The organism is Serratia grimesii NBRC 13537, assembly GCF_001590905.1.
Classification (GTDB): Bacteria; Pseudomonadota; Gammaproteobacteria; order Enterobacterales; family Enterobacteriaceae; genus Serratia; species Serratia grimesii.
Map to the genome: position 1 here is coordinate 237,135 of NZ_BCTT01000005.1, position 22,656 is coordinate 259,790.

Genomic DNA, 22,656 nt, shown 5'->3' on the forward strand with positions numbered 1-22,656 from the left:
TCCTGTTTAAAGAAGACCATGTTCGGCGAAAGAGAATATCTGCCTGCCGCCGACAATCAGGTGGTCAGGCACCCGGATCTCCACCAGCATCAGCGCCTGTACCAGTCGCTGAGTGACAGCCTTGTCTGCCTGGCTCGGGGCGACCTCCCCGGAAGGATGGTTATGGGCAAATATCACTGCCGCCGCATTAAAGTACAGGGCGCGTTTTACCACCTCGCGGGGATGAACTTCAGTGTGACTGATGGTGCCGGTAAAGAGCGTTTCGTGGGCAAGCAGCTGGTTCTGGTTATTGAGATACAGCACGATAAATTCCTCGCGCTCAAGGGTTCCCATCTTGAGCCTGAGCCAGTCGCGAGCGGCCTGTGTGGAAGTGAATGCCACACCCGGTTCGCGCAGATGGTGGTCAAGCAGACTCAGGGCTCGTTTAATGGTGCGCTGTGAGGTCAACGGTAGTTCTGGCGTAAACAAGGTCAGTTGTTTCTCCATGGCAAAACTCCTTAATCAATGGTAGTAAGGGTGGCACTGGATTCGGTACGGAGACGTAATGGGTGTATTCGAGCAGGCAGGTGGCAATACGAGTGCGAAATGTATGAGGATACGAAGCCAGTAATGAACCAGTGGTTCATACCCAATCACAGTATTAAAAATAAAAAACCCCGCAATCCAGTGAGGATGCGGGAGAATACATAGGGATAATATCTATCTGTAATTATTTAGAAAAATGTATTAATCGAGTTCTATTATGAGATTGATCCGTACAGATACTTCTTGGATATGATCGTCCGCTTTGTGCTGAAGCGGACATTGCTGGCTCATGGTATGTTAGTTTAAGGGGGCAGGTCATGCTCTGTATTCCGCCGTGGTACAATAGTTGCGCAATTCATACCAATGGAGCGTTACATCGTGAAAATTGTTTTCGAGGTTAATGGAAAGAAAGTCCCACTAAAATCTTTAAAATACATAAGCAAAAAAGATCAACTCGAAGTAATGAAAAACTGGTTCTTTGAAAACTTTGAAGATCCGGCAAATGCTTGTCCGTATGAAAGTAGAGAAGGTGGCTATGCTTACATATATGGCGGGCCGTATGATGCGAGCGAAGAACTACAATCCATCTTCGATCAATATGTTAAATATGAGTATATAGAGGAATTAGTAGATGACTTACAAACACAATGTTTTGACTGGTCTGGAAACTCAAATAATATAGATGATTGGTACGATGATGATATCTACGACGCTGTAACGTCTTCCGGTAATCCGTATTTAAAATTCATTGACAATATCGATAAAATAAAGAAACTTGCAAAAGACAAAACTGAAAAACAGCAAAAAGACCACTTACTTAGTTTGCTCTACACGAATGTTATTACAGCTTTGGAAACGCTTTATGTTGAACTATTCATTAACTCTATAGAGAAAGATGATGTTTACATAGCCAATTGTATAGAAAAAGGTAAGACTGAATTTAAAGTAAGCAAAGATATTGCTGCGTTGCCTTTCAAGGGTGAACCCATCGAGAAAATTAGGGGAGAGCTAATCAGGTCAATCAAGGAACACTTGATCAGTGCAAGCTGGCATAGCACTAAAAAGGTAATCGACCGCTATGAAGCTACATTCGATATAAAAGTACAAAAAGACTGTCCGATAGAAGCTATTGAATTGGCAACCCTCAATCGAAATCACTTAGTGCATCGTGGTGGAAAGGATAAAGAAGGGAACCTCGTAGTGATTACAGACCAGGCTCTTGAAACGCTGATTGAAAATGCATCGAACCTGGCAATTATGCTCTACAACAGTTTAAATGTAGCAACGAATAAAACCACCATTTTACAACCAGATGACAAACCGTTCATTCATGAATTTTAATAGCGCAGGTCATACATGGATATTCGCACACGAAAGACAAAATTTTTAGAGTCGTTAGATTCAACTGAAGTGATACGCAAAGCAGTAAGTCTCGCTATAGATTGCATTATTGATAATAATAATAGTAATGAAGATACCCCCTTAGTTATTACCAGCTATGATGATTTCTGTAGAATCCAGGTGCTAAATTATGTACAGGAATTTTGCGAAGCTGCATTCCCCGATATGGATGAATATTACTTTAATCCTAACATACTTCGCATCAACGGCAAGACTAGTGAAGAAGCTTGTATTAACTTAATTAAACTCTTAAGAAGTACAAAAGGCATACTATTCTGGTCAGATGCCTCATCGTGGTTCGCTAGCCTCCCCGACGGATTATTCCATGTTGTTAACATTGATCAAAAAATCGTTACTCGCGGCCTTAATAAGAAAAACTCTAAGCCGACAATAATCAATAAAGATTACAGCGTAGATACACTACTATCAGAGCTATTTTTGAATGGCGCACACATGGAGCAAACCAACGTACGCAACGTTTCTGAGGGAGACATGAAGTTCTATGATGAATGCCATGCTGGATTAATCAGACCAATACCCGCTCCAATAGGCGCGTCATACGATGAAGAGATCACAATTAATTCTCCAGATTGGCAAAAGCTCGCGTGTGTAGCTTTACGCCGCTATCAGTCAAAGGAATGTCATGACGGAATGCAATGGGATACAACCGATCATGGTTGGATTGATGTAATCGCATATCCGTTCATCGACGAAATACAATCAATGGATAATAGTGGTTATCGACAATGTTTAGTTGGGCTAGTCACAATAAACAATTCAAATGCAAATTCCCCGTACCTATCTACTGTTTGGATTCATCCATTTTATCGCAGGGGAGGGGCATTAAGTAAGTTATGGCCAAAATTACAAGAGTTATATGGAAGTAACTTCGAAATTGAGCAACCTAATGAAAATATGAAAGCATTTTTGAAAAGAGTGAAACATGCTGATTACTAATTTATGAATCAGCCTGTGGAGTTAGGGTTGGTGTGAACAAGTGGGGTAACAGCCTCAACGTGATGCTATGCAGATTTATAACATGCTAAACATCTCAAAAGAACCCCATTCGTTGTCATGACCTGCTCCCTAAGAATTCACACAGAAGGTTGTTAGCAATGTCCGTTGATCGCTCATAGCAGACCTGATGACCACCCCGCCTATCTGCTGCGTGCCAAAAACGGTCATGCACGACCTTTTTCGGGATTGGTGGTAGACAGCGTACCATTCATGTTTTGCTTCTCTCCGACCGCTCTAAGCCCACCACGCATGACCGGGGATGGGTTTTATGAAGCGGTGAATGCAGATCCGGACGGGAACCGGGTTGAGCTGGTGGGGTGTGATCTTTTGAAAAACGCATGCCGATCCTTGTATCGGGTAGTTTAAGTTTCCCGAGTCTGATAATAATATATTAAAATTCACACAGATAAGTTATCAATGCCCAACAAGCATAAGGGAGCAACCGTGGACATAGCAGAACATGACGTCAAATTTGCTTGGGCTCGTTTTTATGAGGCTTTTGCCAGCGCGTTACTGACCTGGCGGAACCGGAGAGACAAATTAGTCAAAGGCATTCACCTGATTGCCGCAGAAGTCGACGGGATGTCCCATCTACAGGACAAACCCGCCAAGGGTGAGGCCTTTCCTTTAAAAGATATTTGTCCGTTTACTACCATGGGCTTGTTCAATCGCAGCCTGACCGACACCAATCGCAAAATTATTGCCGCCAGGCTGGCGAATTTATTGGGCGTGAACGAACCGGTTCCCGACTCCTTTGCCGGTATCCCGCTGCTGAATAACCAAAAATCCTGGTTCTTTGGTTATGAAAGGTCGCGCGATCCTGAAGACATTGAACGCTTGTGGGAGATGTTCTCCCAGGCAATGACGTTTGCGGATAACCAGAATACGAATTCCGCAGACTTCACTTCCGCATATGACATCGCTTCTGCAGTGATGAATGTCGGCTGGAATCTGACCATGGGGCTGTACTGGACCCGTCCCAGGTTCTACCCCACTTTAGATAGCCAGTCGCAGTATTACATCCAGAAAGTGTTAAATATTAAGATCCTTAAAAACGGGGTAAAAGGTCGCTGCAGTGGACAAAGCTATCTGACCATTATGCAGGCGCTAAACAAGGCCTTTACACAACCCAACTATCCGGTTCATTCCTTCCCGGAACTCTCTCTGTCAGCGTGGAATACCGATCTTAGCCAGTCTAAAGATGAAGTGGAAAATCGAACGTGGAAAGCGTCTCTACTGAATAAAATTAAGGCGTTATGCCTGAAAAAAGAGAGCCCTTATTTCACTGCTTCGGAGTTGAAAGAAAACTACCTGGACGTATTCAAGGCGGAACGTCCTGAGAGCAAAACGGTTACAAGCTCAATCTACTTTTATCTGCAGAAATTACGCAATGATGATGAGTTAAAATTCCTTGAGTCCGGAAATTATGAATACCTGAATTTTGAAAAAAACGAATCCCAGACGATAACTGAGGAAACAGTCGAAGAGAGTGCGCCGCCAACAAAACTCACTCACGCGCCTTACGCCATCAGTCATCTGATTCAGGAGGGCTGTTTCCTGGAAAAAGCGAAGATCCAACTCACACTTCAGCGCCTGGTCGACAAGAAAAACCTGATCCTACAAGGGCCACCAGGAACAGGGAAAACCTGGCTGGCGCGCCGCCTGGCGTACTGCTTAATGGGAGAACAAGCGCCTGAGCGTATTAGCGCGGTGCAATTTCACCCGAACCTCTCTTACGAAGACTTTATTCGTGGCTGGCGTCCAGGAAAAGAGGGGCGATTAACGCTAATCGATGGACCTTTTGTGAATGCAATCAAAACTGCGATCAATAATCCTGCCGCGAAATATGTGGTGATTATTGAAGAGATTAACCGTGGCAATCCGGCGCAAATATTCGGTGAAACACTCACGTTGATGGAAGCCGATAAACGCACACCGACCGAGGCGCTGGCGCTCTCCTACAGTGAAAATACTGATGAAAAAATCTACATACCTGAGAATCTGTATATCATCGGCACGATGAATATTGCAGACCGCTCCCTGGCACTACTCGACCTGGCACTGCGTCGCCGTTTTGCATTTATCGATTTAAAGCCAGCGTTTAATGACGCGTGGAAAAACTGGGTAAATCATAAATTCGCAATTGATTTAGATCTGTTAGCCATCATCGAATCTCGACTGACGGCGCTAAACGAGATGCTGGCAAAAGATGTCACCTTAGGGCCGCAGTATTGTATCGGTCACAGCTACGTCACCCCAGCCACCGGCCAGCAAATCAACGAAGCTCAGACCTGGTATGAACAGGTCGTCGATACAGAGATCTGCCCTTTGCTAGCCGAATACTGGTTTGATGCCCCGAACAAAGTCGACGAAGCCAGAAAAGTGTTATTAGCAGAATGACGACAATCACCGGGAGTGAGCAACATAAAGCGTCACGCATTCCCGTGCGAAATCTTTGGCTGCTGATGCTGTACGCTTCAGATCTGTTTCGCCAGTTGGGACGCAGTCATATTGCGGTTGAAGATAACCCGGCAGAAATACCCGACCTGGTGGCGACAATCTTGCTACATGAGATTGCGCTGCGCCGTCATCGCAATTTAAGCATGGGATACCAAACCCGTCATGCGGCCCTGAACCGGGTGAGAGGACGCATTGATGTACTGTATACGGCCAGTCATCAGTTGCTGGAGCGGGGTCGGGTCGCCTGCCATTTTCAGGACATGACCCTCGACAACCCACGAAACCGCTATGTTCGCTGCGCGTTAGAACGTCTGACCCCGATCATAGCGAAGCCATCGCTGGCAGCAGATTGCCACGTTATGGCAATATCACTTCGTCGTGAGGGAATAAATGGAGGGTATCCTGACAACCGCGAACTGCCCTCGGTGCGGCGTTTTGGACGCCATGATGCCGCTGATAAACCGATGGTCGATGCCGCACAATTAGCTTTTGAACTGCTGATGCCGACCGAAGATCAAGGGCAACATCTTTTGCCCGCGCCCTCAGATAATCTTTACTGGATGAGAAGGCTATTTGAAAAAGGTATTGCGGGCTTTTATCGTGTACACCTCGCCAAAACAACCTGGCGGATCTCTGCCGGGAAAGAGCTGAAATGGGCGTTGAGCGAGCAAAGTGCGGGCAGCGCAGAGATTTTTCCAACGATGAAGTCTGACATTATTCTTGAACACAAGATGGCCCAGCAGCGCATTATTATCGATACCAAGTTTAATGCGATCCTGACAAAGGGCTGGCATCGGGAACAATCCCTACGTAATAGCTATATTTATCAGTTATATACCTACCTAAGAACACAAGAGAGCCAGGCGGACCCACTTTCGCTCAATGCTGCTGGCCTTCTGCTTCATCCCGCCGTTGGCTATATGATCAATGAATATGTTGTCACTCAGGGACATAAGATCCATTTTGCTACGGTAGATATGGCGGTAGATGCCAAAACAATTAAAAGACAATTACTGGAATTAGCCCATGATTGCGCGGGAGTCGCGGCTGATGGCTTGCCACCTCATAAAGCAGTTGCTGCAATATAATCTACTATTGCAGCAACGTAGCTGTTACCCGACGGAAGATTAATCATCCGGGACTTCTCCCGATGAGTTCAAGTAGCAGAACAGCAAGTAGCTCTGTCAATGGGTTTTCCAGAGTGATTTTGCCGTGGCGGAACTCTACGCAACAGGAAGAGGCATTCAGCGAGCATGGGGCTGAGCTGATATCTGGTGATACAGATTCAGGCACGATCTCAAAAGGTAACAGTGCCGGGTGAACTATGGTTGCCGGAAGACGCCGTGATATGCGGCCCTCGTTTTGCCACAGACGTAGCCACTTAAAGATGAAGTTGTGTGCAACCCCATTTTCACGAGCAATCTATGCAACATTGTCGTCGGGCTGAGAGGCTAGTTCAACGATGCGAAGTTTAAAGTCGATGGAATAGACAATGCGGGATTCGGTTCGTCATCCGGCGTATCACAGCTGTAGCCGGTATAACGTCGGCAATCAAAGCTGCAGGCAGGAAGCACCTGCAGCTAGTATTTTTAACACATCAACAGCGGCACTCTTCTTCTTTTTCAGCACATTCTTCACAAACTCTACAAGAGCAGAAGTCTTCAAGCTTGTTGCACTGGTTACATTTTTTGCAGGTACAGTCAGACTCTTTCTCGTCACAGTCCTCACAAATCCCACAGATACATGCACTCATCATGTGTCCGCACTTTTCACAAATTTTATCCATAATTTTTCTCATCCGCTGAATAAACAAACAATCTCAACATAATACGCGAATATTTTATCATTCCTTTTGCTTTAAAAAAGTGACGGATCAGAAACTTACATTAGTTTCAGTAGGTGGAGATGAGTTATAGCTGTTTTTCTTGGTGTCGGCCCAATTTGAAAGCGCTATTGGATTTCTGTAAGAGGACGCTCCAGGATGCCCCAAATTAGTCCATCGTAGATAAGTGCCGAACTTTAACATGAGTGAAAGTGAACGAAGAGCGATGGAGATTCAGCGACAAAAAAAGAAAACCCCAGCAGCCTGGTGGCCGTCGGGGTTGGATTGCATGTCGAAAATGAATGTATCAGTCGTTAGTGCAGTTCGCTAACGTTGGCAGGACCTTCGTGGCATTCTTCAGGTCAGCACTGAAGGTACCCGCTTTCCGGTCATTGACGTAGACCTCGAACTGCGAGGCCTTGCGAATATCCATGATAAAGCTGTACCAGGCGTTATCCCCGTTACGCCAGCCCAGGCTGGACGGAATGGCGTATTGCTGATGGTTCATCACCACCGTGATATCGGTACCGTCATCATGCGAACTGACCGTTTTATCTCCCGCGAGGGTAAGAAAAACCGAGTGCTGGTAGATACCGTTCTGGTCCGGATTTTCCGTACAGTTGATGGTAAACATCTTCCCACTGGCGTCCGTCACGCTGTATTCCGCATTGCCCTGGCCGTAACCCTGCTGCCAGAGTCCGGGAACCGCAGAAGCATTAAAGCTCGCGAGCAGTACGCCTGCCAGCGCAAACCGGCTGAGTGAATGTGTTTTCATTCCTGTTTCCTTTATCTTTATTTTTATTCCTGATTATCAGGATTTGACGGTGTCAGCAGCCGTCCCATCAGTTTGCCGTCATGGGAGTATTCGAAGTATTTTTCCTTCGTATACGGGTCCGTGACCTCGTGGTATTCCAGTTTGATGTTGTCAGCAATACACAGCGCATTCATCAGCGGCTGCACGGTTTTTTCCTCCATATCCACCAGGTAGTAGTAACTGCCGCCCTCGCAACCTTCCGGCGACTGGCGGGTACGTAAGACCTGCAGGGTGAGACCGGTGGAGAAGCCAATCTGTGCCCATTCCTCACTGACATCATCCTGGCGGCTGACTACGTCACTGAAGCGCGGAGGCGTGAGGTCCTTAAATTTGCTGATGGCTTTCAGGTCATCACTCCTGTCATCGCAGGCGCTCAGCAACAGGGGGGTGGCAACCAGTGCCAGCAGAGGGAGTGTTTTACGTTTCATTATTTTTTTCCTGAAATCAGACGAACTACTTTGGCAAAGACATAAATCCCCACGAAAATGCCTACCGGAACACCGATGAACGGCGTCAGCGCAACACTGGCGGCACCGGCTGCGCCACCGCCCGTCAGCAGTGCAGCAACGGTGCCAAGTGTCAGGGCCGTGAGGCTGTCGGACACCCCGGTTTTGTTGAGAATGATGACGATGACAACAATGGCGATAATGACAATAACGGGCATAGGGCTCCTCCCTGTTGCCGGGTTGATAACAAAGCCTGTGCTATTCCGGTGAGTTGTCAGCCGGAATAAACGCAAGCAGTGACTGCTGTATAAAGCGAAAATGGGGCAAGGCCTGAATGAACACCGGGTCTTCAGCCAGGCGGCACAGACTGTCATTACGGCGGAACGTCTCCTGCAGGGGCTGAACCAGATGGATTTCATCCAGGGTGAATACGGCGATATGTCCGCCGTGCTCACCCACCAGGTACCAGGCCTGCTGGTGGATGAGCAACCGACAGGGAGCCAGTCGCTCACAGCGCTGTCCATCCGCAATCAGCATCACCCGCCTGTGCCCGGTAATAGCCTGAATCAACCGCCAGAAAGACAATGAGCCAGACGGTGAAGGGAGTGGATTGGCGGGCGATATCACGCAGGGAGACTCGTCACACATCAGCAGTGCGTTCACCAGGCGGCGGTCAAGGCCAGGGAAAAGCCCGGCCAGCCCGCTCCTGTGGGCAAAGATAAGCACATCTGGCACCATCTGCATCTCACTGCCAGCAGTACGTAAGCGGCAGTAGCCGGACTGATATTCCAGGTCCAGATACATCAACCGCTCACGAAAATCCCGCCGCAGTGTGCGCACCGACACGCCAAACTCAGCGGCCAGTTTGCGTACGCTCAGCGTTTCCCCCGCCACCAGACGGCTGATTATCAGTGACAGCCTGACAGCCAGCCGGTCATGGCGGCGTTCTGCCTGTGTCATGAATGGTTCTCCGTGAAAGTTAACTGACTGAAAATGATGTGAATACTTTAAAGAGGGGTGCGGACAGGGTATGGACACTGCAGAAACTATTTTTCATTTCTGCAAAAGTCAGATGTGGTGGGGGTTACAGGTCATCTTCGAGGGAGTGAGATCTGTCAGTACGTTGCAATGCGGACAGGTGGTGTCCGATATTAACAACATGGCAACAAAGGTAATGACTACTGCAGTTGTGTAAGCAATGTTTCCGCCATCACCCACAGTGCCCGGTTAAGCTTCACATCCCCGTCAATGCCACGTACGGCACGAGTGTGCGTCCGCCCGCCTTTAACATTACGGCCACTGAGTCCGCCCTTAATCAGGTTTTCCTGCACGCGCTGATAGGTGGTCCACAGGTCATTGCTGTAATCTTCGTAACGGCGGGGAGTGAGAACCTGAGCTTCGGTTACCGGCTGGTGGTCCTCGCCAAAGCGATAAGTGATAGCGGCTTTTGCCAGTGCCTGACGGGCCGGAGGTGGCAGCATCAGCGACTGCATCGCATCGCGCTTTTCCTCCACCCGGTCAAAAATCCCCAGCACCTCATACGCCCCTTCTATCACCTGACTTACCACGTCTCCTTTATGCGGAACCCGTACCTCGCCAAAGGTCTCACCGCAAATCAGCCCGTTCTGGCAAACCTGACGAAACAGCCCCGGCAGCATCTGGTACGAGCTGGTGCCATCGTGCGAATTCAGCAGAATGATTTCCGGCACCTGTTTACCGGTGATTTGCCCGGCACGACGCAGGCGCAACATGTGTTTGGTATGCTCGCGACGCTCCGGGTCACGTACTCGGGTCTGGCAGGCAAAGAAGGGCTGAAAGCCTTCATGGCGAAGGCCGTCCAACAGGGTAATCGTCGGGATATAGGTATAACGCGCACTGCGTGATTTATGTTTTTCCTGACTGAACACGCTGGGCACAAAGCGCATGAGCTCATCATCAGTCAGTGGGCGGTCACGACGAACGAGGTTCGCCGCACCAAAGCGGGAAGCTAAACGGGACATATAACACCTCAGATATCTGGATTAACGACAGGAAGTAAAAGAAGGAAACTCAGAAGAAAAAATCCCATACGGCGCGGGCCACAGAGACCACCGTGTCACGTACGGCGCGTATTAGCGTGCGTACCGGGGCGGGTACAAGGGGAACATTGCAGACTATATCCAGCGCGGCACCGACCGTTTCACCAAAATCACTGCGCGCTTTCTCCTTTACCTGTTTAGTACGAAAGGGGCGCTGCAGTTGCGCCACCACCGGACTGCTGGCCTCACGCGGCAGGCTGCGGATCATACGCTCTGCCATAACCCTGAGTCCCCACTTCGTGCGCACCGATACCGCACAGACCGGATGAACAGGTTGGAACAGCTCGTGAAGGGCAACGATTTTACGGCTGATGCTGCGCTTCTGAGCAGTTGACACTCCGCCAATGAGGCTGTCTGTAGGTTCAATCTTGTCAGCCTGACTGATAACGAAAAGCACTCTGCTCCGGTACTGCTCACCAATGACCTGACGGTAAAACTGCTCATCGACTGCCAGTGCACGGTCATCGGCTTTAATCAGCCACAGCACCAGGTCAAGCTTCGGTAACTGCTGGTGGTAGAGTGTCGCGTACTCTGTATCGCGCTGTTCGTTTTCACCTACACCCGGTAAGTCGACCAGTAACATGCTCCGCTCACCGACCTTCAGCCGGAAGCGCAAGGGCTCACGGGTACAGGCTGTCACATCGCTGACGGGTGAAACTTCCCCCTGAAACAGGGCATTGCATAACGATGATTTACCGGCACCAGTTTTGCCCATAATGCCAATGACCGGCTCATAGTTGGTGAGCAGACGAATCTGCTGCATGAGCCGCTCTGAGGCCCATTCTGGTAATCCCTTGAGTGAGTCCTGCAGGGACTGTAGGCCTTCTTGATTTCTCATGGCATCTCCTGAAATAAAGAAAACAAAAACGGCGAATCCGTTGTGGATTCGCCGTTATGGTGGTGCGTTCAGGATGATGATATATGCTTGAAATTTTTTCGAATGCGTGAGCTTGTTGAAAGGTATAAAATTTGGGGTATCTACCTTTTTATCTCAATTTTTATCCAACGGGAATGATCTATGCTTTGCTTGGGATGAGGTCGTTTTGGGCAAGACGAGACATCCTGGTTGCATAAGCTATTTTAGATTTAATACCGAACGATGAGGCTGTCATGACTTCTGAAAGTGCAAATAATCCTGAAAAGCTCGAAGGATCGCTTATCGATATTGTTATCGAGGGCTGGCGTTTCGCGCGTGTGTTCACTCGCTTGATCAATAAAGTTGATGCAGGTGAGAGCGCTCGCTACATCAATCAAGTCCGCTATTTCCAGAAGAAATTAGAAGAGAATCTTGAGGCGGGGGGACTTAAGCTTGTGAATATAGAAGGACAGGTTTTTGACTCTGGAATGGCAGCATCTGCCCTTAATATTGGGGATTTTGGTCCTGATGATGTTCTGGTTGTCGATCACATGATTGAACCCATCATTATGGGAACAAACGGGCTGCGGAAGCAAGGCACAGTTATGCTCAAGAAGGTACAGCAATGAATTATATCGGCATCGATCTCGGTACTACGAATAGCGCAATTTGTTCTTATAATGGTGAAAAAACAATAATTTATAAAAGTCCAGATCAAAATGATGTTACGCCTTCTGCGATATTTATTGACCGCCGTGGTAATAAATATCTCGGGAAACGAGCCTATGACAGTGCAGCGAAAAACCCCGATAATGCTGCGACAAAATTCAAGCGGATCATGGGGACAAGTACGCCAGTTAAACTAAGCGCAGTGGATCTCACAATGACACCTGAAGAATGTTCAGCTGAAATTCTCAAGCTTTGTTTTGGTTATCTTCCTGAAGAGATGCGTAATGGCGGGGTGGCTGGAACGGTGATTACTGTTCCCGCTGCGTTCAATCAGATGCAGAAAGATGCCACATTAAAAGCGGCCGAAATGGCTGGCTTAGGTAATGTAGCATTAATGCAGGAGCCTGTTGCTGCCGTAATGTGTGTCATGAAGCACCGTACCGCTGACGGGATCTTTTTAGTGTTTGACCTCGGTGGTGGCACGCTTGATATCGCTATCGCGGAAAGTATTAATTCGCGTGTTAGTTTACTTGCTCACGGCGGTGTGGCGATGTGCGGTGGTACTGACTTTGACCGCTCGATTCTGGATAGTGTAGTAAGGCCCTGGCTTGTCAGTACTTTCGATTTACCCTCGGATTTCTCGACGAACAAAAAATACAAACCGCTAATCAGAATGGGTCTTTGGGCAGCGGAGAAAGCCAAAATCGAGCTTTCGTCTAAAGAAGAGACAGTCATTATTCTGAACGAATCTGAAATTGGGGTGACTGACGAATCCGGCGAAGAGATCTATGTGGATATTCCTTTTACTCGTGCACTGCTTGATAGCCTCATCGCTCCTAAAGTGGCGGAAGCTGTTCAGTCAGCTCGCGAGACAATCGAAAAAGCCCAGCTCAGTTCTCATGATATTGAACGTATTGTATTTGTGGGTGGCCCGACGCAGTACAAGCCCCTACGTGATAATGTTGCCTTTGAGCTAGGTATTAATGCTTCAACAGACGTTAACCCAATGAGCGCAGTCGCTGAAGGTGCGGCTGTTTTTGCAGAGTCAATTGATTGGGCATCGCAAAGCCGTGGGCGTAAAACTTCTCGTGGAGCATTAACCACTGGCGGGGATTTGGCTCTTACCTTCAACTACATCGCAAGAACACCAGACATTCGCGCTAGAGTGGTGGCAAAACTCGACAGTGCTGCAATCGACGGCGCAGAGTTCCAGATTGATAGCCTAGACACAGGCTGGTCATCCGGGCGCTTGGCTCTGAAGAATGGCGCTCAGGTGGAGCTCAATCTGCCTAAGCCTGGTGATAATACTTTTAAGATTTTTGTTTTTGATGCATTGGGTGGCCCTATGGGCCTTAAAGAAGACAAAATCATCATCGCACGAACCGCAGCTAGTATTGATGCTATCCCTGCATCTCATTCCATCAGTATTGAAGCCCGTGATAAGCCTGGCGGCCCATTGGTACCTGTTTATCTGGTACGCGAAGGTGACCAATTACCGAAGAGAGGAACCGTCTCGTTTAAAGCACAAGAAACTTTGCGAGCGGGCAGCGTAAATTCATTAAAATTTAAACTTTGGGAAGGTGAAATTACTGACCCTATCAGCGATAACCGCTTCATTGGTATGTTTGAAATCAAAGGATCGGATGTTGATGAAGATATGATTGGCGCAGGTGCCGAGCTTATTTGTGAATATGAAATTCGTGATTCCGGTAATATCGCCCTTGATGTGTCAATCCCTTCTATCGGTAGCTCGTTCCATAGTGGGCGCAACTTCTATTCGCAACAAGATGCTCAAATAGATTACTCCAGTGCTTCTAAATTAATTACCGAGCAGGCTGCAAGCATTCAACAGCGTCTTGATGAAATGGAGGCGAATGTGGATGATCCAAAGCTAATCCAGGCTCGTGAAAAACTGCAGCAAGCGCAGGCTATTCAGATGGGCGAAACAGATCCTGAGACTGCCAAACAGGCGATGGATGATATTCAAGAGGTGAAGCGCCTCCTTGCGATTGCGAGAAAAAACAATCTGAGTACTATCAGGCAACTAGAGCTAGGTAAAGTGGTATCACTTTTTGATGAGGTGCTGCGTCAATATGCTCGACCTTCTGAAGCATTATCATTTGATAACTTGGCGAAAACCGCTCAGCGCGCAATTGATGCTAAAAATCCTGATTTTGAAGCTTTCCTTAATGAACTGCGCAACAAAAACTTCAGCATTCTTTGGCAGCAGGATTGGTTTATTTCTGATCGCTTTAAATGGCTTTCACAAAACCAATATCTTTTCCCGGATACTAATGAGCATGCGCAACTGTGTGTTGCAGGCGAACAGGCTCTGGCGAACAATGATGCTGAGAGACTCAGAGATGTTGTGGTTCAGTTGGACTCCATCAGGATTATTTCTGGTGACGAAGACGAGTTGATGGCTAGTGCGAATATTCTGCGGGGATAAGCAAAGTGATTGTACCCTGGCTGCCTGTTGGCTTCCGTTTACTCGATGGAAGAACACTTCGTTTTACACTTTTCGAAGGGGAAGGCTGGCAGATTATCGAGACAGTTGAGCGAAGTCGGGCACTGATTGTACTCGACTCACTCGAACATCGTTGGCTTTCTACAGGGATCATTGAAGCGGGACAATTTCAGTGTTTCGAGTACGGCTCGCAACAATTCCATCTAATGCCTGATGTTCAACGTTCAGCTTTGTGTCCCGTCAACCTAAGCAAATCGCCTGACAGTAAAGCTGAAGCACTGGCTTTTGCTCAAGCCTTTAAAGCGACGCGAAACATTGATGCATCATCATCTCTGCATGATGCGTTGTATGTAGAGAAGCTTTGCAGACTGCTTCCCGTTTATAGCTCAGAAGCATTTATCACGGACGACGTGGTTCTTGGGCAATGGCTGACTGGCGGGATGAGAATTTCCATTCGTGCCACTGATCAATTAAAGCAGGCGCTGACTTGGCTGAGCTCGAATCATTTGGCTGATGTTATTGGCTCCGCTGGCTTTAATTCAACGGCTTCACAGAACGCTTTTAAACCAAATAATGGCGAAAGCGATGAGGAACAATGGGGGCTTGAAAAACCATGCGAAGAGCGAAGTATAAAAGCTGCTCAACGTGCTAACAACATAGCCCCTTTTGAACTCGCAGGACGACCAGATCTGAGCACTTTTTTTAACGAACATATCATCGATATATATCGCAATAGCGAACAGTACGCGATGATGGGGATTGTCTTTCCGGCCCCAGTGGTCCTTCATGGGCCGCCTGGTTGTGGCAAAACGTATGCGGTTGAGCGGCTGGTAGAATATCTCGATTGGCCGTGTTTTCAGATAGATGCCTCGAGTGTCGCGAGCCCCTATATCCATGATACCAGCAAAAAAATTGCTGAGATCTTTGATAAAGCAATTGAGCAAGCTCCCGCGGTAATTGTCATTGATGAAATGGATGCTTTTCTTGCCGACCGACGAGGGGGAAGTGACCAGCATCGCGTGGAAGAAGTGGCTGAGTTTTTACGTCGCATACCGCAAGTGCAGAACCACCAAGTGCTCATTCTGGGGATGACAAACCGCATAGATATCATCGACCCAGCCATTTTAAGGCGTGGACGCTTTGACCATATAATAAAAGTGGATTACGCCAGCGAATCAGAAGTTCAAGCATTGCTGGAAAATCTGCTATCGGAATTGCCAAAAGATGACGATCTGGATTTAGTTGCTTTAGCTTCTGCAATGGCGTATCGGCCTCTTTCAGATGTCAGCTTTGTGGTGCGAGAAGGTGCTCGTCTGGCTGTCCGGTCGGGGAAATCCAGGGTATCGCAGGAATATTTACAAGCGGCACTGGACGCCACGACATCACGTAGTGATAAAGATGACTCACAATACCGGATCGGATTTATTTAAGGGGACAAGGTGCAGGACTATCATAAACAAAACAACAATAAGCGCCCAATGGGCTTCGCTGGGCTCGCCTCTATGGTGTCGGATGTAGATGACATAGTAACGCAGGAAATCTGCAATGTAGGAATAACCTCAAAACCGCAATCGGCTGTAGCTACCAGTGCCGTCATCACAACCCCAGTTTCACCGAGTACATCTTCGCCGCAACCTCAGTATCAAAAGCCTGCGGCGCCAGAAAAGCCTAACAACAAAGGCCGAAACTGGATCATTGGCCTTGCCGTTATTGCGGGAGTCTATTGGCTGGCAAACCGCCCGGATGATGCTCCGCCGTCTTCTACTTCAGCCAACAATTCTTCGACTTACTTACCCGCTAACGACACCTCGTCTACAGCAAGCAACTCTTCAGCCCCCGAGCCCGAAACTTCACCGATTGACCAGGTGCCACCTGTAGGGACAAACCTGGTCCTAAGTCGCGCGCAAATACGATACTGCCTTGCGGAGGGTATCCGCCTTGATGCGGCCAGGGGGGCACTCAATCCTCAAAGTAACGCCGACACAAAACTCTTTAATGAATATATTGCCGACTACAATGCGCGTTGTTCGAGCTATCGCTACCATCAAAACGATTATGATAATGCCAATCGCGACGTGCAACAAAGGCAGTATGAATATCAAAATGAAGGACGTGCCAGATTCTAATACAACCAATGGCAATACACCGTAATACCTAACAATGAAACGGCTTTAACCGCCTTTTGTGGCGTCAATTTAGGAAAAACTGCAATGTCTTTTACACCAGATGAGGCGTCTTTAACTACGTCATCCTTGCATAGCAACCCGTTTGCAGTGTTAGGGGTCACGGTGAGAAATGATCGAAGAACTATTGTTGAGCAAGCTGAGCAGCAATCTTTACTACATGATGCTGATGAGTGCCAACGAGCCCGAAGCATGCTGACGAATCCGAAAAATCGTGTGGCAGCAGAAATGGCCTGGCTACCTGGCGTTTCGCCCGACCGCGCAAATCGTTTACTGGACAATTTACTGGTAAATACTATGTCAGTTCGGAGAGAAAGAAATCTCCCTTCGCTTGCGCACTGTAATTTGATGGCCGCCGCTTTTGACGCGGTTTCATGTGAATACGCGGCTGACTACCTGGCAGAGTTTATTCTTGAGTTTGCGACACAAGTCGATGAATGCGATTTGGAACAGATAACAGAACAGATCAATGATGATCGCGTCTGGTCCGGGTTCACAAGCGTCATGAGTGGCGAACTTATTGAGACAGAGTTCTACGAGCGCAAGCGAATTTACAATGGTGTCGTTAAAGATGCCCTGAATCGTCTGCCGTCAGAAACCTTACTTGAGACACTGGCAATTACAGTCCGTTACGCAACCGCAGAAGGACATGTGGCTGCGCCAGAGCTGATAAATGAACTACTTGATGCTTATGATATAGAAATTCAGTCGGTACTTGATAAAGAAGATGCCAATATACAACGAGTTATCTCGACGATTCGTGAACAAATCCCGGATGGCGAAGAGTCAGTTTTACCGTTACTCAATGCGTTGGAAAAACTGACTAAAAATTGGGACAGGTTCACTCGACCTATCCAGCTTGGCTCTAAAGCACGTGGAATCGATCACGAGAAAAGCGTCCAACTCGCCTGGTCACTGCGTAACCTCTCACTCGAATTGTACAATCAGCATGACATGCTCAATGCAGCTACGCGCCTGACAGAAATTGAACGTGAAGTATTCTCTGAACTGCCTCAATTTATTGAGAAAGTGAAAGAAGACGAAGCTGCACTCGCAGAGTTCCATATCGAGCGAGTTGAAGAGCAAAAGAAAAATGATGAATGGAATGAATCCATTACCTTCAGCGCAGTAGTTGGACGAGTTTTCAAAGATAAACTTTCTATTTCACCGTCAGGAATTGACTGGGATGGACGACATTATTCATTGGAAGATATCAACGCTCTGCGCTGGGGTGCAGTTCGTAACTCGGTGAATGGGGTGCCAACGGGTACAACCTACACCATTGGTTTTACCAACTCCTTGTCCTCCGCGTATGGTCTGAATAATTCAGGTGGAGCCGTTATTACACTTAAAGATGAGAAGGTGTTTAATGGATTCCAGAACGCTCTGTGGCGTGCTGTGGGCATAAGATTAATCATCAATATGCTAAAGAATCTCGATGATGGAGAAAAAATTACCATCGGTAGCTTTATCATAGATGATGCTGGTGTTACGTTGCTAAAACATAAATTCTTTGGCTCGACAGAGAGAGTTCGTGTGGGATGGTTCGATGTTGTTGTTTCAAGCAGTAATGGTGAATTCATTATTAGCTCAAAACATGACAAAAAAACCTACAGCTCCGCTTCATACATCAATGATTGGAATACTCATATTATAGAAATGATAATCAGAGGTGCATTCAAGAAAGGTGTTAGAAATCTTAGTGACTATTTGAAAGATTAACGTTATCTGGTTGGGGCCTTTCTCGTATAAGAAAGGCCATTGTCTCAAAAAAATAAATCACCCTCTGCTACAACCGAAGTTCCGATCTCCACCGCCAAATAATTTAGTATCAAACTTGGCTAAATAATCTAAACGATTCAGTAGGTTGTTGTATTCCGTTTTAAAGCTGACATCATTGACATCTAATATATAACGACAATTTTCAGGATAATGAACTAATCCGGGATAATCATCCAGTTCCAACCCCAGTGCACTGTACCATGCCCTTGCAATCATCATTCGTAGATTACTTTCAGTTTCATAATCTCCCAAGTGATAATAGGCATCTTTATTAAAAAAAAGACCAAGATGAAAGTGACATTTACCCTCATCAGAAAACTCCCGCACCCAAACATGACGAACACGGTTTGGATATATTCTTTTACCGGGGACTGCTCTAGCTTTCTCATTGGCCTCCAGTATGGCATTTAACGCATTTCGGAAACGTGATATCGCGCCAGGCTCCAGATTAGGAAAGCAGCAAACCGTATCACCTCTATCTAAAATAGGGGGGTAATGGGCATCAACACGTAATGCCATTGTTCTAGGGAATTCACTGACAGCATCATTAACGACTCGCTCAATATGCTTTCTATAGGCGAGCACATGCTCACCATGGGAACCATGATATAATTCCATATGTATACCCTTGTAGTTAACTCTACGGTTTTCTAAAGCCGTATAGAGTAATATGATAAGACACAGATGAATGTCTGTAGTTAATTAACTGTTGATAGTAATCATTGCTATATAATACCTTTCCAACAATTGAACTTGTTATCAAGCCAACATCCATGCAGTAAAAAACTTAAAAAGTAACTCTGCAATTATAATCACCCAAAGATACCATTATCCCAGTGTCTTTTTACCGTGGAAATGCTTATTCCTAAGATCCTTGCCACCTTGGATTGAGAATAATGCTTAGCCTTCTCATTCTGAATTAGAGGGAAATATTTACTTCCTTCAGGTCTTCCCTGCATTTTCTTTGAGTTTGTATTGTTAGTAGGCATCTTTGTCCTCCTCTAGCTATTGGACACCAACTCCAGACTGGTGAGATGTATGCAAACTAAGTGGTTATGCTTAATATTGGTATCAGAATGTATGGTTAACTTCACCGTTAAAGGGGTTAATGATGATGGCGTCTCTTCCTTTTATCGCCTTTTGAGGTGCATCGCCTTCGGCAATGACCGGAACCATTACCGCTAGATCATTTGTGTAATAAATTGGTATCCAGCAATAGCATGATTGTTCAGGGTGGATTTTATTTCGTTTCAACACTGCTTCAACTCCAAATGTAATAAGTTCAAAGGTTGGCATAATCACAATACTGCTAAAATCAAAAAAATAATCATCATAAACTGTTTCTTTTATCAGAATGATATTCGATAACCCTCCTGCAATAAGATGCTTGTGATTCACGCGTCGATCTGTGTAAATAAAAATTGCTTTTTTCACATGAAAACTTTTTATAATGCATGAGAGCTTTTCATGAATTAATTTTTTTTCACTCTTCCCCATCTTATCATGAGGTATTTTGTGTGCATAAAAATCCTGATCGATAACTTCGTTCCTGTGTCGAATATGAGTGTTCCATACAGAGTAAAAAAACTCTTCATAGGTTAATTTCGGCTCACTCCGTGATGTTAAGGATTCCTTCTCTTCAAAAATACAGCCTAATGTTGACTCTAAAGTTTGAGCTATATGATATTGCGATGTTATTTTATTTAATACTGGGGCAGTAGCGTTTAACAAAAATGATATCACTTCTGATCTGGAGTATCCTTTTGCATGGCTATAGTCATCAATTGCATCAATAGTAGATTTTTTGTTTGCGCTGAAAGTGATGCGTTTTTTCATATGTATCCTTGAATTTCGTTAATGTAAAATGTGATAAACAGTGATGATTTATTCTATGCTATTAATGGATTGTTTATGTTAATTAAGCCAGCTATTCTTTAGAATAGCTGGTGAGTTATTACTCTGAGGCCTATGTTAGTTACAATATGCTGAGAAGGTTAATAGGAATCTATCAATGTCTTTGCGTAACCAATAATGTCGGCTGTTAATTTTCTTTGGGCGCGGTAAACCATTAGGCAGTTTGTCTTGGCAAAGCCATTTTCTAATTGTTTGGGCTTTAAGATTTAGTAGATGTGCTAACTCACTTGTGGAAACAAGTTCAGATAGAGGTGTTTTAGATTGCTCATATATGCTCATGCTACCACCCCAATGATTGAGATGCAGGCATATACAAAGGGGAATGAAATTAAAAGGGAAAACAAAGACCAAGCATAATACGAAGAAAAGAGGAATGAATAAGCTTCAGGATCGGGGTCACTACCATCACTTGAACCTGATGAGGTACTTTTAACTGATTTTGAAGAACTACCCTGCGAGTTTGGAGCCTGATTTTTGTACGGAATGATACGTGCAATAAAATTACCCAGTACCGTATTACGATTATTTTTTTTGTACAAGGAGCCTTTTCCATTGAGGTATTCAAGGGCAGCTTGAATCCTCACGTGCAACTTTTGTCCCCGAAATTCGGACTCAGCACAGCTTTGTTGCGACTTACTCGAATGAATACCCCATCGTGTTCTGATAGCCTTTGAGCTAGTTTGCACAGAACACATCAAAGAACTAGACATAATGATTTATCTCCTGATTTAAAAGTGGACGATGGAATTTAAACCTTAAAATATACTTATGTCAACAATAGGTGTAGTTCTGTAATCTATTGATATTAAATGAAATCAACACATATCAACGGTTATTTTTTTGCAATATTTGCTTGCTGTAAGATCCACCTCTCAATTTTTTCATGCCATTTCCTTAATAAATCTAATGGGCGGCGGCGATAGTGTTTCTCCGCTAAAGCACTAGGTTTATGTCCCATTATCTGAGCAACAATTCCTGTTGGTACTTCGACCCATTCGGCCAGAGTACCGAAGCTACGACGTAAACCATGAAGGCTGATATGTGGCAGGTTCGCCTGACTTAATGCTCGATTATGTGCCTTTCTTGGCTCGACAATTCTGCCGCTCTTACTGTCACTACAGAAAACCCAGCTGTCAGTACTAGTGTCAACATTCGAAAACTTAGCAAGTTCAGACAAAATAGCCGAGACATATGGTGTCAGTGGAATTGTTCGTTCACCTTCGACCTTATCTTTAATACGCATACTGGACCATTTGAAATCAATATCGGACCAGCTAAGGGATGCGATTTCCTCACGCCTTGCACCTGTAAGCAAAAGAACTTGAAGATAAGTTGAGATCACCGGATTGCTTAGCCGCTTTACTTCTGCGAACCAACCTTCCAGCTGTTCCTTTTGAAGACAGTCATCGGCCTTGCTGGCTGAAACCGGAACCATTTTTCTGACATTGCGATCTTGTGTGATGTCGGAGGGAATAATGCCTTGATACAGCTTATGGTCATTTACCCACTTTAAGAATGTACGAAGCACACGGTAAGCATTGGCCGTAACGGTTGGGCGTGTCTGCCTTTCTCTTGTTAGCCACTCAGTAATGAGCACCGGAGATATTTCAGATAGTGGTAAATCAAGGAAAAATGCTAACGGCGCGGCAATAGTTAAACCATCACCTATCTTCCTGGCATTTCCACCACGATCTGAAAGCCTGATATGGTCTGCGAGGTAGCGCGGAGAATAAGGGCGTTTAGTTTTAGCACTGATGCCAGTTTTCAATTCCTTGAGGTATTCTTCCCATGCGGCAGAGAACATAACTTTCCCTCTGCGTGATTCAGCCTGCTGTGATTCTACGGCAGCAATTTTCTCGGCCTTAGCAATTCTGGGATCTATCCCTGTATCTATAAGCGTCTGAAGTCGCCGTGCTTCACTACGGGCATCATCAATTTTCCAGTCACTAATCTTGCCAATCGTCATACGCAGAGTTTTACCAAGAAACACACTCTGGAAGATAAATGCTTTTGTCCCTTTAGTTGCACGGCAAGCCAGCATTGTTACGTCTGAATCCCAAAGAAACTCTTGTGATTTTCCGTCAGTCAGCTCGAATTTACGCAACCGTTCAAAGGTGAGTTTTTGTCTGGCAAGCGCCATTTGTTGCCTCCTGAAAGAATACTTACACCGAATTCTAATGTAACGGCTGGTGTAAGTAAATTAGAGCTATAAGCATCAACAT

The 22,656-nt window shown here is 46.0% G+C and carries 21 protein-coding genes and 2 pseudogenes; 10 read left to right on the forward strand and 13 right to left on the reverse strand.

All coding sequences use genetic code 11. From position 1 onward, the window contains the following. Positions 1-6 precede the first annotated feature (6 nt). Positions 7-486, reverse strand: coding sequence for a RadC family protein (radC, locus tag SGR01S_RS05930; RefSeq protein WP_061806834.1), 480 nt, complete (start codon positions 484-486; stop codon positions 7-9). A gap of 417 nt (positions 487-903) precedes the next feature. Here radC and SGR01S_RS05935 point away from each other — a divergent pair, with 417 nt between their 5' ends. The 5 genes and pseudogenes from SGR01S_RS05935 (at position 904) to mcrC (ending at position 6,491) form a co-directional block, all read left to right on the forward strand. Further along, positions 904-1,866 (forward strand): hypothetical protein, encoded by a 963-nt coding sequence (locus tag SGR01S_RS05935; RefSeq protein ID WP_061806835.1) that lies wholly within the window; start codon positions 904-906, stop codon positions 1,864-1,866. 15 nt (positions 1,867-1,881) lie between these two features. After that, positions 1,882-2,883 carry a hypothetical protein gene (locus SGR01S_RS05940; RefSeq protein WP_061806836.1) on the forward strand — a complete coding sequence of 334 codons (1,002 nt, stop codon included), beginning with the start codon at positions 1,882-1,884 and terminating at the stop codon, positions 2,881-2,883. Positions 2,884-3,177: 294 nt separating this feature from the next. Further along, positions 3,178-3,309: pseudogene (locus SGR01S_RS24480) on the forward strand (hypothetical protein); the annotation flags it as partial. Positions 3,310-3,387: 78 nt separating this feature from the next. Next, complete coding sequence (locus SGR01S_RS05945; protein ID WP_061806837.1) at positions 3,388-5,343, forward strand: AAA family ATPase; 1,956 nt, start codon at positions 3,388-3,390, stop codon at positions 5,341-5,343. After that, entirely contained in the window at positions 5,340-6,491 is a 1,152-nt protein-coding gene (gene mcrC / locus SGR01S_RS05950) for a 5-methylcytosine-specific restriction endonuclease system specificity protein McrC (protein ID WP_061806838.1), read from the forward strand. The genes SGR01S_RS05945 and mcrC overlap by 4 nt, the downstream gene beginning before the upstream one ends. 43 nt (positions 6,492-6,534) lie before the next feature. On the opposite strand, the pseudogene SGR01S_RS24485 reads toward mcrC, so the two are convergent. The 7 genes and pseudogenes from SGR01S_RS24485 to SGR01S_RS05980 form a co-directional block, all read right to left on the reverse strand. Further along, a pseudogene (locus SGR01S_RS24485) lies at positions 6,535-6,897 on the reverse strand (transposase). Positions 6,898-7,532: 635 nt separating this feature from the next. Next, a complete protein-coding gene (locus SGR01S_RS05955; RefSeq protein ID WP_061806839.1) occupies positions 7,533-8,000 on the reverse strand; it encodes a YfjT/YkfB family phage-associated protein in 468 nt (155 codons plus the stop codon). Between the two features lie 23 nt (positions 8,001-8,023). Further along, positions 8,024-8,467, reverse strand: a complete 444-nt coding sequence (locus SGR01S_RS05960; protein WP_061806840.1) for a YfjS/YafY family lipoprotein — start codon at positions 8,465-8,467, stop codon at positions 8,024-8,026. Further along, complete coding sequence (locus SGR01S_RS05965) at positions 8,467-8,703, reverse strand: hypothetical protein (protein ID WP_061806841.1); 237 nt, start codon at positions 8,701-8,703, stop codon at positions 8,467-8,469. Before SGR01S_RS05965 ends, SGR01S_RS05960 begins: the two co-directional genes overlap by 1 nt. A gap of 40 nt (positions 8,704-8,743) precedes the next feature. Then, positions 8,744-9,445 carry a DeoR family transcriptional regulator gene (locus SGR01S_RS05970; protein ID WP_061806842.1) on the reverse strand — a complete coding sequence of 234 codons (702 nt, stop codon included), beginning with the start codon at positions 9,443-9,445 and terminating at the stop codon, positions 8,744-8,746. A 218-nt stretch (positions 9,446-9,663) separates the two neighbouring features. Next, a complete protein-coding gene (locus SGR01S_RS05975; RefSeq protein WP_061806843.1) occupies positions 9,664-10,485 on the reverse strand; it encodes a DUF932 domain-containing protein in 822 nt (273 codons plus the stop codon). A gap of 49 nt (positions 10,486-10,534) precedes the next feature. Beyond that, positions 10,535-11,401 carry a GTPase family protein gene (locus SGR01S_RS05980; RefSeq protein WP_061806844.1) on the reverse strand — a complete coding sequence of 289 codons (867 nt, stop codon included), beginning with the start codon at positions 11,399-11,401 and terminating at the stop codon, positions 10,535-10,537. 272 nt (positions 11,402-11,673) lie between these two features. Between SGR01S_RS05980 and SGR01S_RS05985 the strand changes: the two genes are divergently transcribed. The 5 genes from SGR01S_RS05985 (at position 11,674) to SGR01S_RS06005 (ending at position 18,460) form a co-directional block, all read left to right on the forward strand. Beyond that, complete coding sequence (locus SGR01S_RS05985; protein ID WP_061806845.1) at positions 11,674-12,048, forward strand: hypothetical protein; 375 nt, start codon at positions 11,674-11,676, stop codon at positions 12,046-12,048. Then, positions 12,045-14,537: an Hsp70 family protein gene (locus SGR01S_RS05990; RefSeq protein WP_061806846.1), complete on the forward strand. Its 2,493-nt coding sequence runs from the start codon at positions 12,045-12,047 to the stop codon at positions 14,535-14,537. The genes SGR01S_RS05985 and SGR01S_RS05990 overlap by 4 nt, the downstream gene beginning before the upstream one ends. 5 nt (positions 14,538-14,542) lie before the next feature. Continuing rightward, complete coding sequence (locus tag SGR01S_RS05995) at positions 14,543-15,985, forward strand: ATP-binding protein (protein WP_082797605.1); 1,443 nt, start codon at positions 14,543-14,545, stop codon at positions 15,983-15,985. Positions 15,986-15,994: 9 nt separating this feature from the next. Next, the gene (locus SGR01S_RS06000; RefSeq protein ID WP_061806848.1) at positions 15,995-16,681 is read left to right on the forward strand and encodes a hypothetical protein; all 687 of its coding nucleotides are present in this window, start codon (positions 15,995-15,997) and stop codon (positions 16,679-16,681) included. 84 nt (positions 16,682-16,765) lie between these two features. Further along, entirely contained in the window at positions 16,766-18,460 is a 1,695-nt protein-coding gene (locus SGR01S_RS06005) for a hypothetical protein (RefSeq protein WP_073963412.1), read from the forward strand. A gap of 57 nt (positions 18,461-18,517) precedes the next feature. On the opposite strand, the gene SGR01S_RS23635 is transcribed toward SGR01S_RS06005, so the two are convergent. The 5 genes from SGR01S_RS23635 to SGR01S_RS06020 form a co-directional block, all read right to left on the reverse strand. Further along, complete coding sequence (locus tag SGR01S_RS23635) at positions 18,518-19,138, reverse strand: inovirus Gp2 family protein (protein WP_073963413.1); 621 nt, start codon at positions 19,136-19,138, stop codon at positions 18,518-18,520. 453 nt (positions 19,139-19,591) lie between these two features. Beyond that, complete coding sequence (locus SGR01S_RS06015; RefSeq protein ID WP_061806851.1) at positions 19,592-20,356, reverse strand: YagM family protein; 765 nt, start codon at positions 20,354-20,356, stop codon at positions 19,592-19,594. Positions 20,357-20,491: 135 nt separating this feature from the next. Beyond that, the gene (locus SGR01S_RS23640) at positions 20,492-20,713 is read right to left on the reverse strand and encodes a helix-turn-helix transcriptional regulator (protein ID WP_073963414.1); all 222 of its coding nucleotides are present in this window, start codon (positions 20,711-20,713) and stop codon (positions 20,492-20,494) included. Continuing rightward, positions 20,710-21,144, reverse strand: coding sequence for a hypothetical protein (locus tag SGR01S_RS24145; protein WP_147284269.1), 435 nt, complete (start codon positions 21,142-21,144; stop codon positions 20,710-20,712). The genes SGR01S_RS23640 and SGR01S_RS24145 overlap by 4 nt, the downstream gene beginning before the upstream one ends. Positions 21,145-21,266: 122 nt before the next feature. Then, entirely contained in the window at positions 21,267-22,574 is a 1,308-nt protein-coding gene (locus tag SGR01S_RS06020) for a tyrosine-type recombinase/integrase (RefSeq protein ID WP_061806852.1), read from the reverse strand. Positions 22,575-22,656: the final 82 nt, after the last annotated feature.